21 protein-coding genes are annotated in these 18134 nt (G+C 72.1%); 11 read left to right on the top strand and 10 right to left on the bottom strand.

Translation table 11 applies throughout. The features are described from left to right. Nucleotides 1–26: 26 nt before the first annotated feature. The 7 genes from ABD907_RS00730 to ABD907_RS00700 all read left to right on the top strand — a co-directional run bounded on the left by ABD907_RS00730 (nucleotide 27) and on the right by ABD907_RS00700 (nucleotide 5568). Nucleotides 27–410, top strand: a complete 384-nt coding sequence (locus ABD907_RS00730) for a carboxymuconolactone decarboxylase family protein (protein WP_486334032.1) — start codon at nucleotides 27–29, stop codon at nucleotides 408–410. 58 nt (nucleotides 411–468) lie between these two features. Then, on the top strand, nucleotides 469–741 hold the full coding sequence (locus ABD907_RS00725) for a hypothetical protein (RefSeq protein WP_345214571.1): 273 nt from the start codon (nucleotides 469–471) through the stop codon (nucleotides 739–741). Further along, entirely contained in the window at nucleotides 741–2261 is a 1521-nt protein-coding gene (locus ABD907_RS00720; protein ID WP_345214570.1) for a sodium:solute symporter family protein, read from the top strand. Before ABD907_RS00725 ends, ABD907_RS00720 begins: the two co-directional genes overlap by 1 nt. 79 nt (nucleotides 2262–2340) lie before the next feature. Further along, a complete protein-coding gene (locus ABD907_RS00715; protein WP_345214569.1) occupies nucleotides 2341–3273 on the top strand; it encodes a carbon-nitrogen hydrolase family protein in 933 nt (310 codons plus the stop codon). Then, nucleotides 3273–4274: a nitronate monooxygenase gene (locus ABD907_RS00710; protein ID WP_345214568.1), complete on the top strand. Its 1002-nt coding sequence runs from the start codon at nucleotides 3273–3275 to the stop codon at nucleotides 4272–4274. Before ABD907_RS00715 ends, ABD907_RS00710 begins: the two co-directional genes overlap by 1 nt. 1 nt (nucleotide 4275) lies before the next feature. Further along, nucleotides 4276–5067 carry an N-acyl homoserine lactonase family protein gene (locus ABD907_RS00705; protein ID WP_345214567.1) on the top strand — a complete coding sequence of 264 codons (792 nt, stop codon included), beginning with the start codon at nucleotides 4276–4278 and terminating at the stop codon, nucleotides 5065–5067. 126 nt (nucleotides 5068–5193) lie between these two features. After that, a complete protein-coding gene (locus ABD907_RS00700; RefSeq protein ID WP_345214566.1) occupies nucleotides 5194–5568 on the top strand; it encodes an STAS domain-containing protein in 375 nt (124 codons plus the stop codon). Nucleotides 5569–5653: 85 nt separating this feature from the next. Here ABD907_RS00700 and ABD907_RS00695 read toward each other — a convergent pair whose 3' ends face one another. Then, the gene (locus ABD907_RS00695; RefSeq protein ID WP_345214565.1) at nucleotides 5654–6217 is read right to left on the bottom strand and encodes a class I SAM-dependent methyltransferase; all 564 of its coding nucleotides are present in this window, start codon (nucleotides 6215–6217) and stop codon (nucleotides 5654–5656) included. Beyond that, on the bottom strand, nucleotides 6214–6669 hold the full coding sequence (locus ABD907_RS00690; protein ID WP_345214564.1) for a DUF6069 family protein: 456 nt from the start codon (nucleotides 6667–6669) through the stop codon (nucleotides 6214–6216). Before ABD907_RS00690 ends, ABD907_RS00695 begins: the two co-directional genes overlap by 4 nt. A 180-nt stretch (nucleotides 6670–6849) precedes the next feature. Here ABD907_RS00690 and ABD907_RS00685 point away from each other — a divergent pair, with 180 nt between their 5' ends. Further along, complete coding sequence (locus ABD907_RS00685; protein ID WP_345214563.1) at nucleotides 6850–8043, top strand: sensor histidine kinase; 1194 nt, start codon at nucleotides 6850–6852, stop codon at nucleotides 8041–8043. A gap of 36 nt (nucleotides 8044–8079) precedes the next feature. Beyond that, nucleotides 8080–8844 (top strand): response regulator transcription factor, encoded by a 765-nt coding sequence (locus ABD907_RS00680; RefSeq protein WP_345214562.1) that lies wholly within the window; start codon nucleotides 8080–8082, stop codon nucleotides 8842–8844. Here ABD907_RS00680 and ABD907_RS00675 read toward each other — a convergent pair. Genes ABD907_RS00675 through ABD907_RS00645 form a run of 7 tightly spaced genes read right to left on the bottom strand, consistent with a single transcriptional unit; the run spans nucleotide 8823 to nucleotide 14909 of the window. Continuing rightward, complete coding sequence (locus tag ABD907_RS00675; protein WP_345214561.1) at nucleotides 8823–10025, bottom strand: GGDEF domain-containing protein; 1203 nt, start codon at nucleotides 10023–10025, stop codon at nucleotides 8823–8825. The two genes, ABD907_RS00680 and ABD907_RS00675, sit on opposite strands and share 22 nt — an antisense overlap. Continuing rightward, nucleotides 10022–11662 (bottom strand): sensor histidine kinase, encoded by a 1641-nt coding sequence (locus ABD907_RS00670; protein ID WP_345214560.1) that lies wholly within the window; start codon nucleotides 11660–11662, stop codon nucleotides 10022–10024. Before ABD907_RS00670 ends, ABD907_RS00675 begins: the two co-directional genes overlap by 4 nt. Nucleotides 11663–11695: 33 nt before the next feature. Then, a complete protein-coding gene (locus ABD907_RS00665) occupies nucleotides 11696–12106 on the bottom strand; it encodes an Hpt domain-containing protein (protein WP_345214559.1) in 411 nt (136 codons plus the stop codon). Continuing rightward, nucleotides 12106–12768, bottom strand: coding sequence for a signal peptidase I (locus tag ABD907_RS00660; protein WP_345214558.1), 663 nt, complete (start codon nucleotides 12766–12768; stop codon nucleotides 12106–12108). The genes ABD907_RS00665 and ABD907_RS00660 overlap by 1 nt, the downstream gene beginning before the upstream one ends. After that, nucleotides 12765–13757, bottom strand: coding sequence for a hypothetical protein (locus ABD907_RS00655; RefSeq protein ID WP_345214557.1), 993 nt, complete (start codon nucleotides 13755–13757; stop codon nucleotides 12765–12767). The genes ABD907_RS00660 and ABD907_RS00655 overlap by 4 nt, the downstream gene beginning before the upstream one ends. Further along, nucleotides 13754–14293 carry a SipW-dependent-type signal peptide-containing protein gene (locus ABD907_RS00650; RefSeq protein ID WP_345214556.1) on the bottom strand — a complete coding sequence of 180 codons (540 nt, stop codon included), beginning with the start codon at nucleotides 14291–14293 and terminating at the stop codon, nucleotides 13754–13756. Before ABD907_RS00650 ends, ABD907_RS00655 begins: the two co-directional genes overlap by 4 nt. A 19-nt stretch (nucleotides 14294–14312) precedes the next feature. Beyond that, on the bottom strand, nucleotides 14313–14909 hold the full coding sequence (locus ABD907_RS00645) for an alternate-type signal peptide domain-containing protein (RefSeq protein ID WP_345214555.1): 597 nt from the start codon (nucleotides 14907–14909) through the stop codon (nucleotides 14313–14315). A 261-nt stretch (nucleotides 14910–15170) separates the two neighbouring features. Between ABD907_RS00645 and ABD907_RS00640 the strand changes: the two genes are divergently transcribed. Continuing rightward, complete coding sequence (locus tag ABD907_RS00640; protein ID WP_345214554.1) at nucleotides 15171–15833, top strand: response regulator; 663 nt, start codon at nucleotides 15171–15173, stop codon at nucleotides 15831–15833. A 23-nt stretch (nucleotides 15834–15856) separates the two neighbouring features. On the opposite strand, the gene ABD907_RS00635 is transcribed toward ABD907_RS00640, so the two are convergent. Continuing rightward, complete coding sequence (locus ABD907_RS00635) at nucleotides 15857–16486, bottom strand: VOC family protein (RefSeq protein WP_345214553.1); 630 nt, start codon at nucleotides 16484–16486, stop codon at nucleotides 15857–15859. Nucleotides 16487–16668: 182 nt separating this feature from the next. Here ABD907_RS00635 and ABD907_RS00630 point away from each other — a divergent pair, with 182 nt between their 5' ends. Beyond that, nucleotides 16669–18129 carry a hypothetical protein gene (locus ABD907_RS00630; protein ID WP_345214552.1) on the top strand — a complete coding sequence of 487 codons (1461 nt, stop codon included), beginning with the start codon at nucleotides 16669–16671 and terminating at the stop codon, nucleotides 18127–18129. Nucleotides 18130–18134 lie beyond the last annotated feature (5 nt).

The following is an 18134-nucleotide window of genomic DNA, read 5'->3' as shown; positions in this document are numbered from 1 at the left end:
ACGCCGCGCAGCAGTACATCGACGACATGGCCACATCCCGGGGATACGTCCTCGACTACCACAAGGTCATGGCCAAGCACGACTTCGAGGTGCTGCAGGCCGCCAACGGCGTCGTCTCCGCCGCCTACCTCAACCAGCGGACGCTGGACAAGAAGACCAAGGAGCTCATCTTCATCGTGAGCCTGACGGTCATGCGGGCCTCCAAGGGCCACATCCAGAGCCACATCCGCGTCGCGCTCGACCTCGGGCTCACGCCGCAGGAGATCCTCGAGGCCATCGAGATCTCCCTTCCCGAGGCCGGGATCGTCGCGTTCCAGGCCGGCGTCGAGGCGTGGCGCGAGGTCGTCGACGCGGACCAGCTCGAGCCCACCGTCACCGTCCACGAGGGCGGTGCCGGAGCGGACGCCTGACCCACCCGCCCCCGTCGGGCCTGCCCGGCGACGACAAGGAAGTCGAGAGGTCTCCACCGTGAAACGCAAAGCGAACTACATCGTCCTGACGATCTTCTTCGCGCTCTACCTCGCCAGCTGGCTGCCCTACTTCGGGATCGTCAACGCACCGACGTTCATCGGCCCGTTTCCCCAGCCGATGGCCTTCGGCATCGCGATCAACGTCCTCAACACCGCCCTGGTGCTCGTCGTGTACTTCGCCTTCTTCAAGCCCTACGGGGAGCGGATGCGGCGCTACCACGAGCAGGAGCACGCGCGCACCGAGGCCGAGCAGAAGGAGGCGCAGTTCTGATGAGCACCACCACCGCAACCGTGATCGCGCTCGTCGGGTTCCTTGCCCTCCTGGTCGGGATCAGCCTGTGGGCGTCGCGGCGCAACAAGCAGACTCCCGACGACTTCTTCCTCGCCGACCGTGGCCTCGGCACGATCGTGCTGATGATGACCACCGGCGCGAGCTTCTTCTCCACCTGGACGCTGCTCGGCGCCGTCGGCTCCTTCTACCGGGACGGCGTGTGGTTCTGGGCGTTCCCCGCCTGGACCGTCGTGCACGCCATGTTCATCTGGGTCTTCGGCACCCGGATCTGGCAGCTGGGACGCAAGTTCTCCTTCGTCACCCCCGGCGACATGGCGGAGCACTACTACGGCAGCCCCACGCTGCGTGTGCTGTTCGCCGTGTGCGGCATCATCGGGCTGGTCCCGTACATGATGATCCAGATCATCGGCGGCGCCACGGCCATGTCCACGCTGACCGGCGGCGCCATCCCCTACTGGGTGGGCATCGTCGTCCTGGGGCTTCTCGTCGGGCTGCTCGTCACCCTTGCCGGCGGGCGCGGCGCCGCCTGGACGGACACCTTCATGGGGTTCTTCTTCGGCATCGTGCTGACCGGCATCGTGCTCACCTTCCTCAGCTCCGCCGGATGGTTCGACGCGTTCCGCAACCTCCAGGACGTCGCCCCGGAGATCCTCGTCAACAAGGGCGAGCCGTGGACGATCATCGACACCACGATCGGCCTCGCGCTGGGGTTCTGGGTCATGCCGCACATGTGGCAGAAGTACTACTCGGCCAGGTCCGCGACGAACCTCGCCAAGGCGGCCGCCATCACACCGGTGTGGAACACCTGGATCATGGCGATGGGCGCGCTGGTCATCGGGATGCTCGCCTGGACTCCGGGCCTCATCGACGGCCTGACCGCCGAGAACAGCGACCAGATCATCCCGCTGTACTTCGCGCAGAACGCCCCGCTGCTCGGCGCCGTCGTCGTGGTGGCCATCGTGGCCGCCGGCATCTCGACGGTGAACAGCCAGCTGCTGTCCTCCGGAAGCCTGCTGACCACGGACCTGTACGTGCGGTTCGCCCAGCCCAGGGCCACGCCCCGGGTCCGCACGATCGTGGGTCGGGCCTGCGTGCTGTCGCTGACCGCGCTGGTGTGCATCCTCGGTTTCACCCCGGCGGCGCAGGAGTTCCTGGTGCCGCTGGCTGACCGTGGCTTCGCGATCGGCAGCATGCTGGTCCCGGCCGCGCTCGGTCCGCTGGTGTGGCGGCGCGCGACCCGCGCCGGCGCACTGTCCAGCGTCATCGTCGGCGAGCTGATCGTGCTGCTCGTGGTCCTCGGTTACTCGCCGCTGCCCTTCGGGCCGGCGATGACCGGCCTGATGGTGGCGCTGCCCCTGTTCGTCATCGTCTCGCTCGCGACGCAGTCGCAGGTGCGGCCGGTGCAGGACGAGTACCACGACTCGCTGGCCGCGGGGCTGTACGGCGAGCGGCCGGCCACGCCGCCGGCCGACGAGCCGAAGACCACGGCGCACGTCTGACGTCGCTCGGCAGCTGCGGGGCGCCGGGATGGTGCAACATCTGACAGATCGGCGAGCGATCGCCACGAGAGGAGCAGACATGGTGAAGGTCGCGGTGGTCCAGGCCGGATCGGTTCCGTTCGACGCGGTGGCGAGCACGGAGAAGACGGTCCGGCTGATCGGCGAGGCGGCCGACGGTGGAGCGAGAACGGTGCTCTTCCCGGAGGCGTTCCTCGGCACCTACCCGAAGGGACTGACCTTCGGCAGCCCGGTCGGCCGGCGCACCGAGGCCGGGCGCGCGGAGTACGCCCGCTACGCCGCGGGCGCGGTCACCCTCGACGGGCCCGAGCTGGCCGCCGTCGCCGAGGCCGCGGCCGAGCACGACATCTTCGTGGTCCTCGGGATCATCGAGAAGGTCGGCGGCACCCTGTACTGCACCGTGGTGATGATCGACCCCGAGCGCGGGCGGGTGGGCCACCACCGCAAGCTCATGCCAACCGGCGCCGAACGGCTCGTGTGGGGCTTCGGTGACGGCTCGACCCTGCCGGTGGTCGACTCCCCGGCCGGCCGCCTGGGCACCGTCATCTGCTGGGAGAACTACATGCCGGCCCTGCGCCAGGCGATGTACGGCCAACAGCTCGACATCTACTGCGCCCCCACCGCCGACGACCGGGACACCTGGGCGTCGTCCATGCAGCACGTCGCCCTCGAGGGCCGCTGCTTCGTGCTCTCGGCCTGCCAGTACATCACCCGCGACGACTACCCCGAGGACTACGAGGCGGCGTTCGGGGCGGAGCCCGGATCGGTGCTGATGCGCGGCGGCAGCATGATCGTCGACCCGTCCGGGGCGGTCCTCGCCGGCCCGGTGTACAACGAGGAGACCATCCTCTACGCCGACCTCGACCCCGAGATGCGTGCGCGCTGGCATCTCGACTTCGACGCCGTCGGGCACTACGCCCGGCCGGACATCTTCGAGCTGCGGGTGGACCGCCGGCCGAAGCAGGCCGTCACGTTCGAGGATGTGACGGGCTGATGGCCACCCCGCTCCAAAGCCTGCGCCGCCCGGCGCTCGCCGCCCCCATGGCCGGCGGCCCGTCCACCGCTGCCCTGGTGCTGGCCGCCGTCGATGCCGGCGGGACGGGCTTCCTCGCCGGGGGCTATCTCACCGCCGAGCGGCTCGCCGAGCAGGTCGAGGAGGTGGGCCGGGGCGCGGACGTCTTCGGCGTGAACCTCTTCGTGCCGGAGCGTGCGCCGCTGACGGACGCCGTGCGTGCCTACCGGGAGTCGCTGCTGGCCGAGCATCCCGACGTGCCGATCCCCGAGCCGGCACCGGACGACGACGGGTGGTCAGACAAGCTCGAGCTGGTCCTGGACGCCGGCGTGCCCCTCGTCTCCTTCACCTTCGGCTTCCCGACGGCGGAGGTCGTCGAGGCCCTGCAGCGTGCCGGTTCCACGGTGGTCGCCACCGTGACGACGGCGGACGAGGCACGGACGGCGCTCGACCGCGGCGCCGACGTGCTGTGCGCCCAAGGACCCGACGCCGGGGGGCACCGCGCGACGTTCGACCAGGCGGCCGAGCCGGCGACCCGGCCCCTCTCCGAGCTGCTCTCCGCCGTGCGCGGGACGGCGCCGCTCGTGGCGGCCGGAGGCCTCGCGTCCCCCGCCGCCGTGACCGCGGCGCGTGCCGCCGGTGCGGACGCCGTGCAGATCGGGACGGCGCTGCTGGTCGCGGACGAGGCCGGCACGCCCCCAGCGCACCGCGGCGAGCTGTTCGCCGGTGAGCGGGACGTGGCGCTGACGCGTGCGTTCAGCGGCCGGTGGGCGCAAGGACTGGTCAACGACTTCCTGCGCGCCCACGCCGGCGCCCCGAGCGGGTACCCGTACGTCAACCAGCTCACGTCGCCGATCAGGGCGGCTGCGAAGAAGGCCGGTGAGGTGGAGCTGATGTCGCTGTGGGCGGGGCGGCGCTACCGCGAGGCACAGGCCGGCCCGGCTGGCGAGATCCTCGACCGGCTCTGCCCGGCGGACGGGTGAGATGACGGACGGGACGTACGAGATCGCCGTCGTCCGGCACGGGACGGCCCCGACCACTCGGCGCGACGTCTACCTCAACCATCACCTCTACGGCGAGGACGACGGGCCCTCCCCCACCGACTACTACCTGTGGGTGGTCTGGAACGAGCACCGGACCGTCGTCGTGGACACCGGGTTCTCCGAGGCCGCCGCCGCCAAGCGGGGCAAGCAGATCCTCGTGGCGCCCGCCGAGGCGTACACCCGGCTCGGAGTCGACACCGCCGCGCCGCACACGCTGGTGGTGACCCACTGCCACTACGACCATCTCGGCAATCTGGACCTCTTCCCCGCGGCGACGATCGTGATGTCCCAGGCCGAACGGGACTTCTGGTTCTCACCGGTGGCGGAGCGGTTCCTCATCGGCTTCTACGCCGAGTCCGCGGACCTGGCCACGCTGCGGTGTGCCGACTCCGAGGGCCGCGTGCGGACCTTCCACGGGCACACCGAGGTGGCGCCGGGCATCGATCTCTTCGAGGTCGGCGGGCACACCCCCGGCCAGGCCATGGTGCTCGTGTCGACGGCGGACGGGCCTGTCCTGCTGGCCTCGGACGCCGTGCACTTCCGCCGCGAGCTCGACGAGGACATGCCCTTCACCGCGGTGACCGACCTGCCGGGCCTCTACCGGGGCCTTGACCTGGTCCGCGCCTACCGCGACGAGGGCACGCGCGTGGTCACCGGGCACGATCCGGCCGAGCTCGACGGCCTGCGCCGGATGGACGGACCGCTCGGCGAGCACATCGGGTTCCTGGGCTAAGTCGCCGACAGGCCGTCGCCGCCGGTGCGGCGGATCGGTGCGGCTGGTGATTCAAGCGCGCACCACTTCCCCCCGCGCATGCGATGCTGGTGCTTCCGAGACTGGAGGGAAGGTTCGGACCGGCCGATGACTGACAACGACGTTCCAGCGGCGCGCCCAGACACTGAGCATTACCAGGAATCAGGGTCGGTGTCGGTTCTGACCTCTGGATCGCGGGTGCGCGTCGTCCTGTCCGGACCGATAGACGCAGCCATGAAGGCTGAGCTCGCCGAGGCGTTTCGCGGGGCCGAACGTCATCAGGTCCCGATCGAGGTCGACACACGGACCGTGTCGTTCATGGACTCCACCGCCGTCGCCCAGATCGCCCACACGGCCAACCGTCTGCCTGGGCGGCTGGTGTTCATCCAGCCACCGGAAGTCGTGCGATTCCTCCTCGACCTCACACACGTCGACGAGATGGTCGATGTCCTGAACCACGACCCTGGCTTCCCGGAGAGTTGATCGACCCGGCCCTCACGTGAACCGCCGTATCGGCCACGAGAAGGCCAAGCGGTGCGTCACGATCGGCAGTGCCCGCGGAACGGCGTCAGGCGGTCGCGTGGCCGGCGATCACCGGGATCCGCGCGCCGAGGAAGCCGGTGACGTACGCCGTCGCCCGTTGGACGTCCGCGAACCCGGCCGCGTCGATGGCGGTACCGGTGTCCCGGTCGGGCCGGCACTCAGCCATCGTCGCCGTGCCCCACACGCGCTGCCCGAACCGGGTCCACGTGCCCCGCTCGGCCACCACGTGCTCGACGTAGACGTACGTGCCGCCCGGGCGCAGCACCCGCCGGATCTCGGCGAGCGAGCACTCGACGTCGTCCACCGAGCAGAGCACGTACGTCCCGACGACGGCGTCCACGGACCCGTCTGGCATCGGGATGGCCTCGGCGACGCCGTCGAGCAGCGTGACGGGCCGACCGAGCCGGTCTGCCAGGCGCGTGAGGAGCGGGAAGGCGGTGGTATCCGGCTCGAGCCCGATCCAGTGCACGCCCGGGTCGAGCTGCTGGAGGTTGCTCGTCGGTCCCGGGCCCACCTCCAGAACCGTGCCGCGCAGCGGTGCGAGCAGTGCGGCGCGGCCCGTCGGGCCGGCGGCGGTCGGCGCCGTCATCGCGCGGCCGCCGCCCTGCGGGGCGCGCGAGCCGTCGCCGCGAGCAGCGGGATCGCCACCGCTGCGACCGCGAGGTGCATGGCCACGAGCGTCGCGGCGGCTGCCGTCGACTGTGTCTCCATGAGCGGTCCGCTCATGGACAGGACGAGGACGGCGAGCGCCACGATGGTCCAGGTCCTGCGCGGCCGGGCGGTGAACCGCTCGAGCAGGGCGAGGACGCACCAGCCGGCGAGCGAGGCCGCGATCCCCGACACCAGGACGGCGCCGGGGCCGACGACGGACCCGCCGTCGGGCGAACCGGTGAGAATCTCGATGTCGAGCAGCGGCACGGCGATCAGCCAGACGACGAAGCCGGCGAGGCCGGCGACGATCGCCACGCCGAGGCGGTGGCTGCGTGAGCTCCTGGCGGCGGTCGCGGCGGTCGTGACAGGTGATGCGGTGGGGATGGACACGGTGTGCTCCTCGGTCGGTCGAGCGGTGCGACATCACCGTCTCGCCGGTGGGGCCGGCCGGACATCGGCCATCGGTCCGCTCTGTCACGACGCAGGTCGGCGACGTTCGCCCACAGGTCGCGGTGACCCCAGACTTTGGTCGGTGTCCGGCACCGGCGTGCCGTCTCTACGCTGCAAGGCATGACGAGCGACCCGGCGGACATGTGCGTGCCGAGCCGCCCTTCCGTCAGGGTCGTCGTCGCGGCCGTCGTGATCGTCGCCGTGTGCGCCGCGACGGCGACGTACGCCGAGCTCCAGAACGACCCGGCGACGGCCGTCGTCACCGTAGACATCGTCGCCGGCGTGCTCGGTGTGATCCTGGTGCCGGTGCTGGTCGTGCGGCCGGTGGCGGCCGCCGTCGTGCTCGCTGTGCTGGCCGGCCTCTCCCCCGCGGCCACGCCGGCCGCCACGGCCGCGACGCTCGCGGTGGGTCGCTGGGCCCCCTTCCCTGTCGCCGTCGGCGTCGCGGCGCTCGGCGCTCTGACGCACGTGGTCCGCGGTGTGTGGCGACCGCCTCCCGACCTGCCGATGGTGTGGTGGGTGGTGCTCGTCGTCGTCGCCCATGCCGCCCTGCTGGCCTGGGGGGCGCTCAGCCGGTCGCGGGCGCAGGTGCTGGCCGCGCTCCGCGAGCGGGCCCGGCGGGCCGAGTCGGACCGCGACCGGGCGGTGGCCGAGGCCCGCGCCGAGGAGCGCACCCGCATCGCCCGGGAGATGCACGACGTGCTCGCCCATCGACTCTCGCTGCTCGCCACGCACGCCGGGGCGCTGGAGTTCCGCCCGGACTCGCCGCCCGAGCAGATCGCGCGGGCGGCCGGTGTGGTGCGCGCGGGCGTCCACCAGGCCCTCGACGAGCTCCGGGACGTGATCGGCGTGCTGCGGTACGAGCCGCCCTCCGCGGCCGCCGCGGGCGGCGTCGGTGCTGGCTCGGCGCCGGCGGGCGTACCTGCGCCGCAACCGGGCGCCGACCGGCTCGAGGATCTGGTGACCGAGGCGCGGCAGGCCGGCTCCGCCGTCGGGCTGGAGCTGCGGCTGGACGGTGACGCGCCGGGCCTGGTCGGGCGGACGACCTACCGGGTGGTCCAGGAGGGCCTGACGAACGCCCGCAAGCACGCACCTGGTCTCGCCGTCGAGGTGAGCGTGACGGGCCGGGAGGGCGAGGGGGTGGACGTGCGGGTCGCGAACCCGCTTCCGCCGTCCCCGGTCGCGGCGGTGCCCGGCTCGGGCACCGGGCTCGTCGGTCTCGAAGAACGGCTGCAGCTGGTGGGCGGACGCCTGGAGCACGGGGTGAACGGCCGCCGGTTCGTGCTGTCCGCGTGGCTGCCCTGGCCCCCGTGAGCGCACCGAACCGGGACATCTTGTTACGTTGCGCTCGTGGACGAGAACTATCGGCGGGTCGCGGTGGTCGTCGAGGACGACGAGGACATCCGCGGCCTCATCGAGATCACGTTGCAGCAGGCGGGCTTCGTCGTCCACGTCGCGGTCACCGGAGCGCAGGGTGTCACCCTGGCCAGGACCCACTCCCCCGACGTAGCGACCGTCGACGTCTCGCTGCCCGACATCGACGGTTTCGAGGTGATCCGGCGGCTGCGGACCTTCAGCGACGCCGTCGTCATCATGGTCACCGCACACGGCGAGGAGCCGGACACGCTGCTCGGACTGGACTCGGGTGCCGACGAGTACGTCACCAAGCCGTTCCGGCCGCGTGAGCTCCGCGCCCGGATCGAGGCACTGCTGCGCCGGACGCGGCGGGTCGCGTCAGTGCCGCCACCGCCGCCGAACGGGCAGGAGCCCGCCGCGGGAACGACCGACCAACCGGCACCCGGCGGGTCCGGCCTGGTCGTCGACCCGGACGTGCGCGCCGCGCGCGTGGACGGCGAGCTCGTCTCGCTGACCCGGACCCAGTTCGCGCTGCTGGCCGCGCTCCACGAGGCACGCAGGCGACCGGTCGCCAAGGGTGAGCTCGCCCGCGTGCTGTGGCCGGACCAGTACAGCCACGGCGCCCGGGTGACGGAGGCGGACAGCCGTACCGTCGAGGTGCACATGGCGAACCTGCGTCGCAAGCTCGGTGAGACGCCGGACAACCCGAGGTTCGTGCACACCGTGCGCGGTCTGGGCTACCGGCTCGCCACGGACTGAACCTGTTCGACGGCGGCCTCGGCGTCCGCGGCGACGCGCACCTGGTCCCCGCCCGCTCGCGTCGCCTCGCGCAGCGCCCGCTGTGCCGAGGTTCGGAGCTCGTCGAGGTCGTGGCCGTGCTGGTCCGTGCCGGCCACGCCCACGCTGACGACCAGGCGCAGCGCCACGCCGGGCATCTCGACCGGTGCGTCCAGGAGCTGGCGACGCAGCTCGTCGGCCCAGCGGCGGGCGCGCTCCGCAGTGACGTCCTCGAGCACCACCTGGAACCCGCTGTGGTCCTCCTCGAGCCCGACGAGCGTCCCCGGCTGGGCCACCGCCCGCAGGACGTCGCCGCAGGTGGCGTAGGCGGCGTCCGCGCGGGTCTCGCCGAAGGCCGTGCGGATGGCGGGGGCGTCATCGATCCGCACGCGGACCAGGCACATGGGCACGCCGCGCTGGGCGCCGATGCCGAGCGCCTGCCGAGCCAGCGTGGCGAACGCGCCCGGAGGCCGGGCGCCCGTCAGCGGGTCGTACCGCAGTGCGCCCGGGCGGTCCGCGACGCCCTGGTCTCCGCGCAGCGCGACCATGAACAAGGCCGCGCCGTTGACCATGCCCGCGAGCCACAGGGTCGCCGTCGTCGTCCCGAGCACGGCGACGAACGTCGGGTCCTCCGGCCCGACGGTGACGAAGGCCAACAGCCGGACGACGAAGAACGCGGCAGTGGCGAGGAGCAGGACGGCGAGGCCCACGCCGCTGCGGTAACGGCGCAACGGGCTCCGGACGATCTCGAGGCCCGCGATCAGGCAACCGGCGCTGACGCCCAGGAGGTAGGCCTCGGCACCGGCCCAGTGCCCGCCGTCGGGGCCCTCCAGGAGGCCCGCCGCCACCGTCGCGCAGGCGATCATCACCGAGACCCACAGACGCGTCGGCCGGCCGGCACCGGCCCGGGCGCCGTTCCAGAGCGCGAAGGGCACCAGCACCGTCGTTCCGTTGCCCAGGCCGACCAGCCACCACAAGGTGGGGCTGTCCAACTCCTGGGCGGCCGTGATCACTGCGGTGGCGATGGCGCCGCACAGGGCGAGCATCCACAACCGGTCCACCACCTCACCGCGGCGGTCCCACGACTGGACGAGGAACAGCGTGCTCGCCATGAGGATGATGGCGCCCGCGGACACCTGGAGCGTGAAGATGTCGAGCGTCATGGCGCCTCCGGCAGACTGATCCGTACCTCGGTCCCGACCCCTGGCTCGCTGTCGAGTTCCACCCAGCCGCCGTGCGCGCTCACGAGCTCTTGCGTGATGTGCAGGCCGAGCCCGGTGCCGGAAACCTTGCTCCCGCGCACCGCCTCGGCGCGATAGAAGCGCTGGAAGACCCTCTCCTGGTCCGCGACGGCGATCCCGACGCCGTGGTCCCGGACCCGCAGCAGCACGTGGCCGTCGTGCCGGTCGCCACTGACCACGACCTCGCCGCCCCGCCGTGAGTACTTGATGGCGTTGGTCAGGACGTTGTCGACCACCTGTGCGAGACGCGCGGGGTCGCCGTGCGTGCGGATCGGGCCGTCGAGCTCGTCCCGGACCTCGACGCCACGCTCGCGCGCGAACGGCGACTGTGCCTCGATCGCCTCGGTGACCACGTCACGCAGGTCCACGTCCGTGCGCTCGAGGGTGAGCGTTCCGCGGTTGATCTCCCCGGCGGCGAGCAGGTCACCGATCAGGCGCAGCAAACGACGGGCGTTGCGCTCGACGACCCGTAGGTACGTGCGCTGCCGCTCGTCGAGGGCCGGATCGTCGGAGAGCACCTCGGCATAGCCGAGGACCGACGTCAGGGGGGTGCGCAGCTCGTGGCTCACCGAGGCGACGAAGTCGTCCTGCTGGGCCATCGCCGTCATCTCGGGCGTGAGGTCCTGGTAGACGACGACGGCGCCGTCCCACCGCCCGTCGTTGCCCGACAGCGGGCTCGAGGAGACGCCGACGGCCCGCCACGCCCCCTCCTCGGTCCGGAACCACACCAGCTCGCGGCCCACCCGCTCGCGCCGGCTCGCCCGCACGAGGGGCGAGGCGTCGGCGCCGAGAGCCGTGCGGCGGTCGGGCCCGTAGAGGGTGTCGGGCACGTAGGTCTCGACCGACTGTCCCACGGCCGGGGTCCGCGGAGCGAGGCTGGCCTGCGCGCGGTTGCGGACGATGACCTCACCCTCGGCGTTCACGGCGACGACCCCGACGTCGATGGTGTTGAGGACGCCCTCGAGGAGCCGCCGCTGCCGTCGGGCGTCCTCCAGCGTGCGCTCGAGGATGCCGCTCTGCCGCTCGAGGAGGCGCTGGCGGGCGATCGAGCGGCGTTCGGCGAAGTACATGTAGGTGCCGATGGCGCCGAGCACCGCCGGCAGGACCAGGAGCCGCGGGAGCGAGACGTCCGTGACGGGAGCGCCGAGGACCTGCGGCAGCCAGACGATCACCGTGCCGCCGAGGACCGAGGTCACCAACCCGGCCATGCCGTAGGCGCGGGACAGCCACAGCACGGGGAGCGCCAGGCCGGGGGCCACGTCCGCACCGGAGGTCGAGGCGAGGCCGATGGCGGCCATGTCGCCGGCGGGGACGAGGGCTGCCCAGCGCCGGTCGAGGCGGTGCCACGGGATGACGATGCTGGCGGTCGAGGCGGCTACGGCGACGATGATCGCCGCGACGATGCTGTGGTCGGCCAGGTTGGCAGGCCTGACGAGGAAGATGCCGCCGACGACGATCGCCGCCACGACCGTGAAGGGCAGCTGGCGCAGGAAGACGAGGTGGTGGGAGTCCTCGGCGGCGCGCTCGGCGTCAGCCGTCCACGTCGCCCTTTCTGCCATCAGCCGACCCTAGCGAAGGGCCGGCAGGCAGAGTCAGGGCTGTTCGTGCAACAGGCGCCCGAGCTCCGCGTCGGTCTCGCGGGCGAGCCGCAGGAGCGCCTGCAAGTCGTCCCGGGACGGCCCGAGGGTGAGTCGGAGGCGCGCCGCGATCTCGCCGGCGGTCGCGGCGAGGCGAGGGGCACCGACCATCGCGGCGCCGGAGGAGAGGTTGAGGGCGACGTCGTAGGCGGCCGCGAGGTCGATGTTGCGGAGTGCGTGGTGCAGCTCCGCGAGCCGGCGACCGAGCGCGGCGCGGAACCGCACGACGAACCGCCGTGCGCCGTCGCACCCCACCTCCTGTACGAGGCGCGCGAGCGCGTCGGGGTCGACGAGCGGCTCGGTCGTCGCTACTGGGCCGGGTCGGATCTTGGTCGTCGTTCCTGCTGCAGGTCCCGCTTCGCTCATCACTGCTCCTCGGCTGTCACTCCGGCCATGGCCGGGACTCGGGCATCGGGCTCTTCGACGGCGTGCTCGGTGGCTTGTTCGGTGGCTTGTTCGGCAGACTGTGCGTCCGCCTGCTCCCCGGTCGGCCGATCGGCGTCACGTGCCCGACGGCGGTCGCGGCCCGCCAGCAGCAGCTCCATGCCCGCGTAGAGCACGAGACCGCCGGCCAGTGCCACCGTCGCGATGGACTTCTGCTGCCCGTCGAGGGCCTGGGCGACGTATCCGGCGAGGGGGACGTGGTACCGCATGACCCCGCGGACCTGCTGCGTGGTGAGGTCGACCTCGTCCGGGTTGTCGTTGGCGTCGCCCTGGGTGGTGAGGGTGACGACGCCGTCGCTGCCGACGCTGCGGGTGACGACGCGGTGCGTCACGAGAGTGGCGTCGTCGGGCTTGGGCATGAAGGTGATGACGTCGCCGATCTGGAGGCGGGCGACGTCGGAGTTGTCCTCGACCGGCTCGACGATGACCTGGCTCCCGACCGGGATGGTCGGTTCCATGGACCCGGAGAGGATCGTGAGCGGCACCCACCCGGTGACCCGGGGGACGACCACGAGGGCGAGCGCCAGAGCGACGGCGCCCACGGCGAGCAGGGTGCCGACGAGGCGGAGGATGCGGCGGGTCACGAGGCGCTCCCGAGGTTGATGGCGGAGGGGTTGGTGTTGGGAACGAGGCCGTCGCAGACGGGAGGAGTCGTGATGCGGTGGCCGAGACGGACCATCAGGTCTGACTCGACGTACGCACCGCGGTCGACCTGCCCGTTCGCGGTGAACGGGTAGGCGCGGACCTTGACGGAGTAGGAGGTCCACGCGGGCTGGGGGAGGTCGTAGTTGGTGAGGGTGACCTGCATGGTTCCGCTGGTCACCGTCCTGACCGGGTTCCAGCTGCCGCTCCCGTTCTGGACGAGCACCTCCCACAGCGCGACGGCGGGCTGGCCCGCCACGTTGGTTCCGGCCCATGACCACTCGATGACGGGTTCGATACGGGTCGGGATACCAAGCAGCCCGGGTTTCGTATCCCTGCACGACACCGATGTCGGCTGCGGGAACGGGACGGTGACGTCGGTGCTCGTCGTCGCCGTGGTCGACCAGGCAGGTGCCTCGACGGCGGAGCCGGCCAGGGTGGTGGTGAGGTCGACGCTGCGGGCGCCGGCGCTGCGGATGAGGGCGAGCTCGTCGGTCACGCTCACCGGCTGGCACAGCGAGGAGGTCTGCCCGGCGGCCAGGGTGGTGGGTGCGCCGGTGATGGTCCGCGTGGTCCCGGACGTCGTCCCGGTGCTCCAGCTGGAGCCGCCGTTGCAGTCGTCGTAGCCGAGCACGAGCCCGCCCAGGATCTGCGCGGCCTCGGCCCCAGTTGTGCGGGCGTCGGGTGTCGCGGTCACCTCGGTCGGCGCCCAGGCGAGGGTGGCCGAGCCGGAGGTGTTGGTCACGGCCGACGTGGTGGGTCCGGTGGACGTCACGGACATGCCGACGGTGTCCGTCGTCATCGTCCCGAGGGTGACGTCCTCGTGGTCGTGCCAGCGGGCCTGGGTCTCGCCGGAGGGGCTGACGACGACGGCGGCGAGCACGGCGGCGCCGAGCAGAGCCCAGCCGCGGTGCGTGCGTCGTCCGGTCATCGTGCGTCCTCCTGCGTGAGGTCCCAGGTGATGGGGGTAGTGGAGAGGTCGATGGTGCTGCCCTGGGCGGTCGGCGCGAGCGCCTCGCTGATGGGGAGGTTGATGGTGGCGGTGACGAGCGCGCCGTCTTCGGCTGCGGTGACCGGCCCACGCCAGGTGGCGCCGGAGGTCGACCCTGTCGGGCCGGTCACCGCGATCGTGGGTGCGTCGAGCATGACGCCCTGGGCGGCGATGGCGTCCGCCGTGGCACCGGCGTCGAGGACGAGCTGTCCGGCGACGCCGCCGACGGTGAGGCGGACGGTGGTCTCGACGACGATCGCGTCACCGGGAAGCAGCGGCGTCGTGGTCGGCAGCACCGTGTCTCCACGGTGGATGCTCACGCTCGCGGCCTCGAGGTCGCTGCGCAGGGCGCCGCTGCGGACGCTGGTGCCGTCCACCGCGCTGGCGTCGGACCAGCTGGCGTAGCTGCTTCCGGTGCCGGCGAGGAGGAGCAGCGCCAACGAAGCCGCGGCCGCCCCGCGCAGTGCTCGTCCCATCGTGTCCGCCTCGGCCCCGTCAGAGTGCCGGGTCGACGACCGGCTGGGTGGCGGCGGTGTCCTGGGTGAGGGAGACGTCGAAGGCGGTCAGGTCGAGCACCCCGTCCTGCGCGTAGGTGCCCCAGTCGGTGCCGTCTTCCCGGGTCTGCGGGAACGCGACCGTGATGACGAGGGGGTGCTGGCCGCTGCTGATGATCGGTGTGCTCGTCGCCTCGGCGCCGACCACGGTCATGTCCGTGCCGTCGATCGTCATGTCGACCTCGAGCGCCTGGGCCAGCTCGGTGCTGCTGGTGACGTCGGTGAAGTCGGTGGTGATCGCGGCTTCGAGGTTCTCGCCCTCGACGACCACGTCCAGCGTTCCGTTGTAGGTGAGCGTCGTGCCGGGCACCATCAGGTAGTTGGCCGGGTCGGCGACGGTCACGCCGAGCTGGTCGGTCCAGGTCCCGCCCGACTGCGTGATGCCCAGGTCGCCGGACGCGAAGCTGGCACTGTCCACCCCGGTGCTGTCGGACCAGCGGGCGAAGCTGCCGCCGGCACCGGCGAGGAGCAGGACGGCCGCGCCGCCGGCGACGAGTGCCTTGGTCCGGCGAGAGGTGGGGCGCGAGGTGCGAGTCATCGAGTTCTGCTTTCGTGAGTGGGTGTGTGGTGCGATGTCCTCAGCATCCGGTCCGCACCTTTAGCCCCGGCCCAAGGCGCCCTACCTTTGGCCAAAGGTCCTCTTTGGGTTCTTTGGCGTCCTCGGCCTCTTTGGGTACCCCAGCGTTCTCATGGGGTTTCGCAAGACGTCATCGGGCGCAGGTCTGCGGCAAAGATTGCTGTTCGCGCGCCTGGGAACCGCACATGGAGCACATTTTTCGAGGTTTTGCCCGCGGCTACGATGGCGGGCGTGACTGCACCGATACGGGTCCTCGTCGTCGACGACGACCCACTCGTCCGATCCGGGCTGACGATGATGCTCGACGGGGCGGACGGCATCTCCGTCGTCGGTGAGGCCGCGGACGGCGACGAGGTGCCCGCGGCGTTGGACACGCACCCGACCGACGTCGTCCTCATGGATCTGCGCATGCCCCGGGTCGACGGCGTGCGCGCGACCGCCCGGCTCCGGTCACGCCCGAACGCGCCGGAGGTCGTCGTCCTGACGACCTTCGACTCGGACGAGGAGATCCTCGGCGCCCTGCGGGCGGGCGCGAGCGGCTTCCTGCTCAAGGACACCCCACCGCCGCAGATCTCCGAGGCCCTGCGGCGAGTCGCTGCCGGGGAGTCGATCCTCTCGCCGTCCGTAACGCGGCGGCTGATCGACCAGGCGGTCGGGCAGTCTGGTGTGGCGGAGCAGGCGCGGCAGCGGCTCGCGCGGCTGAGCGAGCGCGAGCTGGAGGTGGTCCGCGCGATCGGTCAGGGCCGGACCAACGCGGAGATCGCCGCGCAGATGTACCTCTCGTTGGCGACCGTCAAGGCGCACGTCTCGCAGGTGCTGACCAAGCTGGAGCTGACGAACCGCACCCAGATCGCGCTGCTCGCCCACGACGCCGGGATGGCCTGACGCCGGAGCCCGTCCTCGCGCCGTCAGAGCGTCGTCGAGCCCGCCGGGCCCTCGACCGTCAGGCGCAGCCGCGCCGGACCCTCGCTCACCTCGAGATCCGTCCCGAGGGCGGTGAGCACGCTGCGGATCCGGGCCGGTTCCGGGTGGCTGGCGACGAGCTCGACCAGGCCGAGCTGCGGCGTCGTGGTTCGTGCCGGCGAGACCGTCTCACCCCAGTCGAGCAGGAACGGGACGACGCCGGAGGGTTCCGCATGGTCCTTCGTCAGCCGCCACTGCAGCAGGGTGCCGTCGGCGGTGCGCCGGGAACCGTCGTAGGGCTCGCCAGGGTCGATGCCCGCCGCTCGCGCTGCCGTCACGGCGCCGGAGATGTCGGGCGGGTGGATCGCCCAGGTGGACGTGGCGGTCCCGGTGACGTCGTCGACGCCGAACGGCCGGATGCCGGTGAACCCGTGGTTCTCCGGGTCGGCACCGAGGATCTCGAGGTAGCGGTCCCCCCCGAAGGTGACGAGGTAGTTGCGGGTGCCGAACGTCGGGTGCACACCGCCTGGCTCGGGTGCCACACCGGTGGCCGACTCGAGGTCTCGCACGGCGGCGGCGAGGTCCGGGGTGGTGACGACGACGTGATCGAGATAGCGAGGAGCGGTGGATGCCATGGATGACTCCTACGGCATCGCCACCGCGTGCACAACTGCCGGGCACCCGCACGTGGTGAGCGTGCCTCGTGCAGGGCCTTGGCCGATTGCGTGGCGCAGCGGTGTGACGTGGGTTACGTTGTGCACGAGGACCACGTCCCGGGGATGCAGACGTCCGCCGGGCACGTTCAGGGGGAGGGCCTTTGCGACGCGACGCCGGGCGTGACGAGGGTGGCTGCAGCCGCCTGTCGCGCTGGCTGCTGCGCGGGGCCATGACTCTTGGCGGCACCGGTGCCGTGCTCCTCGGATCCGCCGCACTGGCCACCTCGGCCTCGGCCGACGACGAGTCGCTCCTGGGGAACGTCGTCCGGGGAGCGACGCAGACGGTCGAGGAGACCACCCGGGGCACCACGGAGACCGTCGGGCAGCTCGCCGAGGGAGCGAACGAAGCCCTCCGGGAGGCCATCAGCCCGAGCGGCGGGCAAGCGAGTTCCGTTCCACCCGAGCCGCAGGAGCCGCAGGAGCCCGAGGCTCCGCCAGCATCCGAGCCGCAGCAGCCGGCAGCCCGGCCCGGGTCCGAGGGACAGCAGTCCGCGCCCGAGCCGGAGCAGCCCGCGAACCAGCAGCAGCCCGCGCAGGACGGCGCCAGCGAGGCGCAACAGGTGCGCACTGCCGTCGAGACCGTTGCCGAGCCGGTGCGCGAGGCCGTCGTCGAGCCGGTGACCGAGGACGTCGCCGCGCCGGTGGTGGACGAGGTCGCCGCCCCGGTGGTGGACGAAGTAGCCACCCCGCCTGTGCAGCGGCTCACCGACGAGGTCCGCGACCAGGTTGTTGCGCCGCTTGCGGAAGCGGTCGTCCGGCCGGTGGCCGACCGCTTGGCGCCGGTGGTCGCGGATGTCGTGGTGCCCGCCGAGGAGGCTGTGCTCGGCTCGGTCGGCGCCCACCTCTCCCCGGTCCTGGATGACGTCCTCGGACCGATCGCGCCCATCGTCGAATCGGTCGGGGGCACCGTGCGTCCGTTGACCGACCAGGTGTTGGCACCGCTCACCGAGAGCGTCGGCGGCGGCGTGGTCGCGCCGGTGGTCGACGCGCTCGACCCTGCGGTCCGACCCGTGGTGGACGTCGTGCCGATCCCGGATCCCGTCGGGTCGGTGACGGAACCGATCGTCGACGTCGTCGACCCGATAGGGAGACCCGTCGGGGACACCACGGTCCCGGTGACACTGCCGGCGGAGGACGCCGGCAGGACCTTGCCGGACGCGTTGCCGGCCGCGCCGAGCCAGACGAGCGACCCGGCGGCCGATCCCGATCGGCCGCGAGCCGTCCGGCAGGCCGCTCCTGCCGTCGTAGCGCCTCCAGCAGCCTTGCTGCCGGTACCCGCCGATGTCGTGTCGCGGACCGCACTCCGGGCCGACGGCGTCGCGAACGAGCTCACCACCGACGTCGCCACCGTGGCCGAGGACATGCAGGCTCCGTCGCCCGGCCTTGCGCCGAGCTCGGCGCCCGCGGGCGCGAGCACCACGACACCGTCTCCGGCGGGAGCCGACGCGGACGTCGTTCGCGGTCTCGGGGCGTCCGCGGACGCGCTGATCACCCACGCTGCCGCGGCGCCGCCGTCGGGTGTGCTCGATGTCGTCCTCGAGGTGAGCGTCGCTCCTGACTGATGGGT

The sequence above is a fragment of the Georgenia halophila genome, from assembly GCF_039541595.1.
The sequence above is the reverse complement of the archived record's forward strand: the minus strand, read 5'-3'. Positions and strand labels throughout refer to the sequence as shown.

What these genes read in the sequence shown, in the direction of transcription:
- ABD907_RS00730 (WP_486334032.1), top strand. Translation starts at nt 27, where the DNA reads ATGGCCACATCCCGGGGATACGTCCTCGACTACCACAAGGTCATGGCC.
- ABD907_RS00720 (WP_345214570.1), top strand. Translation starts at nt 741, where the DNA reads ATGAGCACCACCACCGCAACCGTGATCGCGCTCGTCGGGTTCCTTGCC.
- ABD907_RS00715 (WP_345214569.1), top strand. Translation starts at nt 2,341, where the DNA reads ATGGTGAAGGTCGCGGTGGTCCAGGCCGGATCGGTTCCGTTCGACGCG.
- ABD907_RS00710 (WP_345214568.1), top strand. Translation starts at nt 3,273, where the DNA reads ATGGCCACCCCGCTCCAAAGCCTGCGCCGCCCGGCGCTCGCCGCCCCC.
- ABD907_RS00705 (WP_345214567.1), top strand. Translation starts at nt 4,276, where the DNA reads ATGACGGACGGGACGTACGAGATCGCCGTCGTCCGGCACGGGACGGCC.
- ABD907_RS00700 (WP_345214566.1), top strand. Translation starts at nt 5,194, where the DNA reads ATGACTGACAACGACGTTCCAGCGGCGCGCCCAGACACTGAGCATTAC.
- ABD907_RS00695 (WP_345214565.1), bottom strand. Translation starts at nt 6,217, where the DNA reads ATGACGGCGCCGACCGCCGCCGGCCCGACGGGCCGCGCCGCACTGCTC.
- ABD907_RS00685 (WP_345214563.1), top strand. Translation starts at nt 6,850, where the DNA reads ATGACGAGCGACCCGGCGGACATGTGCGTGCCGAGCCGCCCTTCCGTC.
- ABD907_RS00675 (WP_345214561.1), bottom strand. Translation starts at nt 10,025, where the DNA reads ATGACGCTCGACATCTTCACGCTCCAGGTGTCCGCGGGCGCCATCATC.
- ABD907_RS00670 (WP_345214560.1), bottom strand. Translation starts at nt 11,662, where the DNA reads ATGGCAGAAAGGGCGACGTGGACGGCTGACGCCGAGCGCGCCGCCGAG.
- ABD907_RS00665 (WP_345214559.1), bottom strand. Translation starts at nt 12,106, where the DNA reads ATGAGCGAAGCGGGACCTGCAGCAGGAACGACGACCAAGATCCGACCC.
- ABD907_RS00655 (WP_345214557.1), bottom strand. Translation starts at nt 13,757, where the DNA reads ATGACCGGACGACGCACGCACCGCGGCTGGGCTCTGCTCGGCGCCGCC.
- ABD907_RS00650 (WP_345214556.1), bottom strand. Translation starts at nt 14,293, where the DNA reads ATGGGACGAGCACTGCGCGGGGCGGCCGCGGCTTCGTTGGCGCTGCTC.
- ABD907_RS00645 (WP_345214555.1), bottom strand. Translation starts at nt 14,909, where the DNA reads ATGACTCGCACCTCGCGCCCCACCTCTCGCCGGACCAAGGCACTCGTC.
- ABD907_RS00640 (WP_345214554.1), top strand. Translation starts at nt 15,171, where the DNA reads ATGGCGGGCGTGACTGCACCGATACGGGTCCTCGTCGTCGACGACGAC.
- ABD907_RS00635 (WP_345214553.1), bottom strand. Translation starts at nt 16,486, where the DNA reads ATGGCATCCACCGCTCCTCGCTATCTCGATCACGTCGTCGTCACCACC.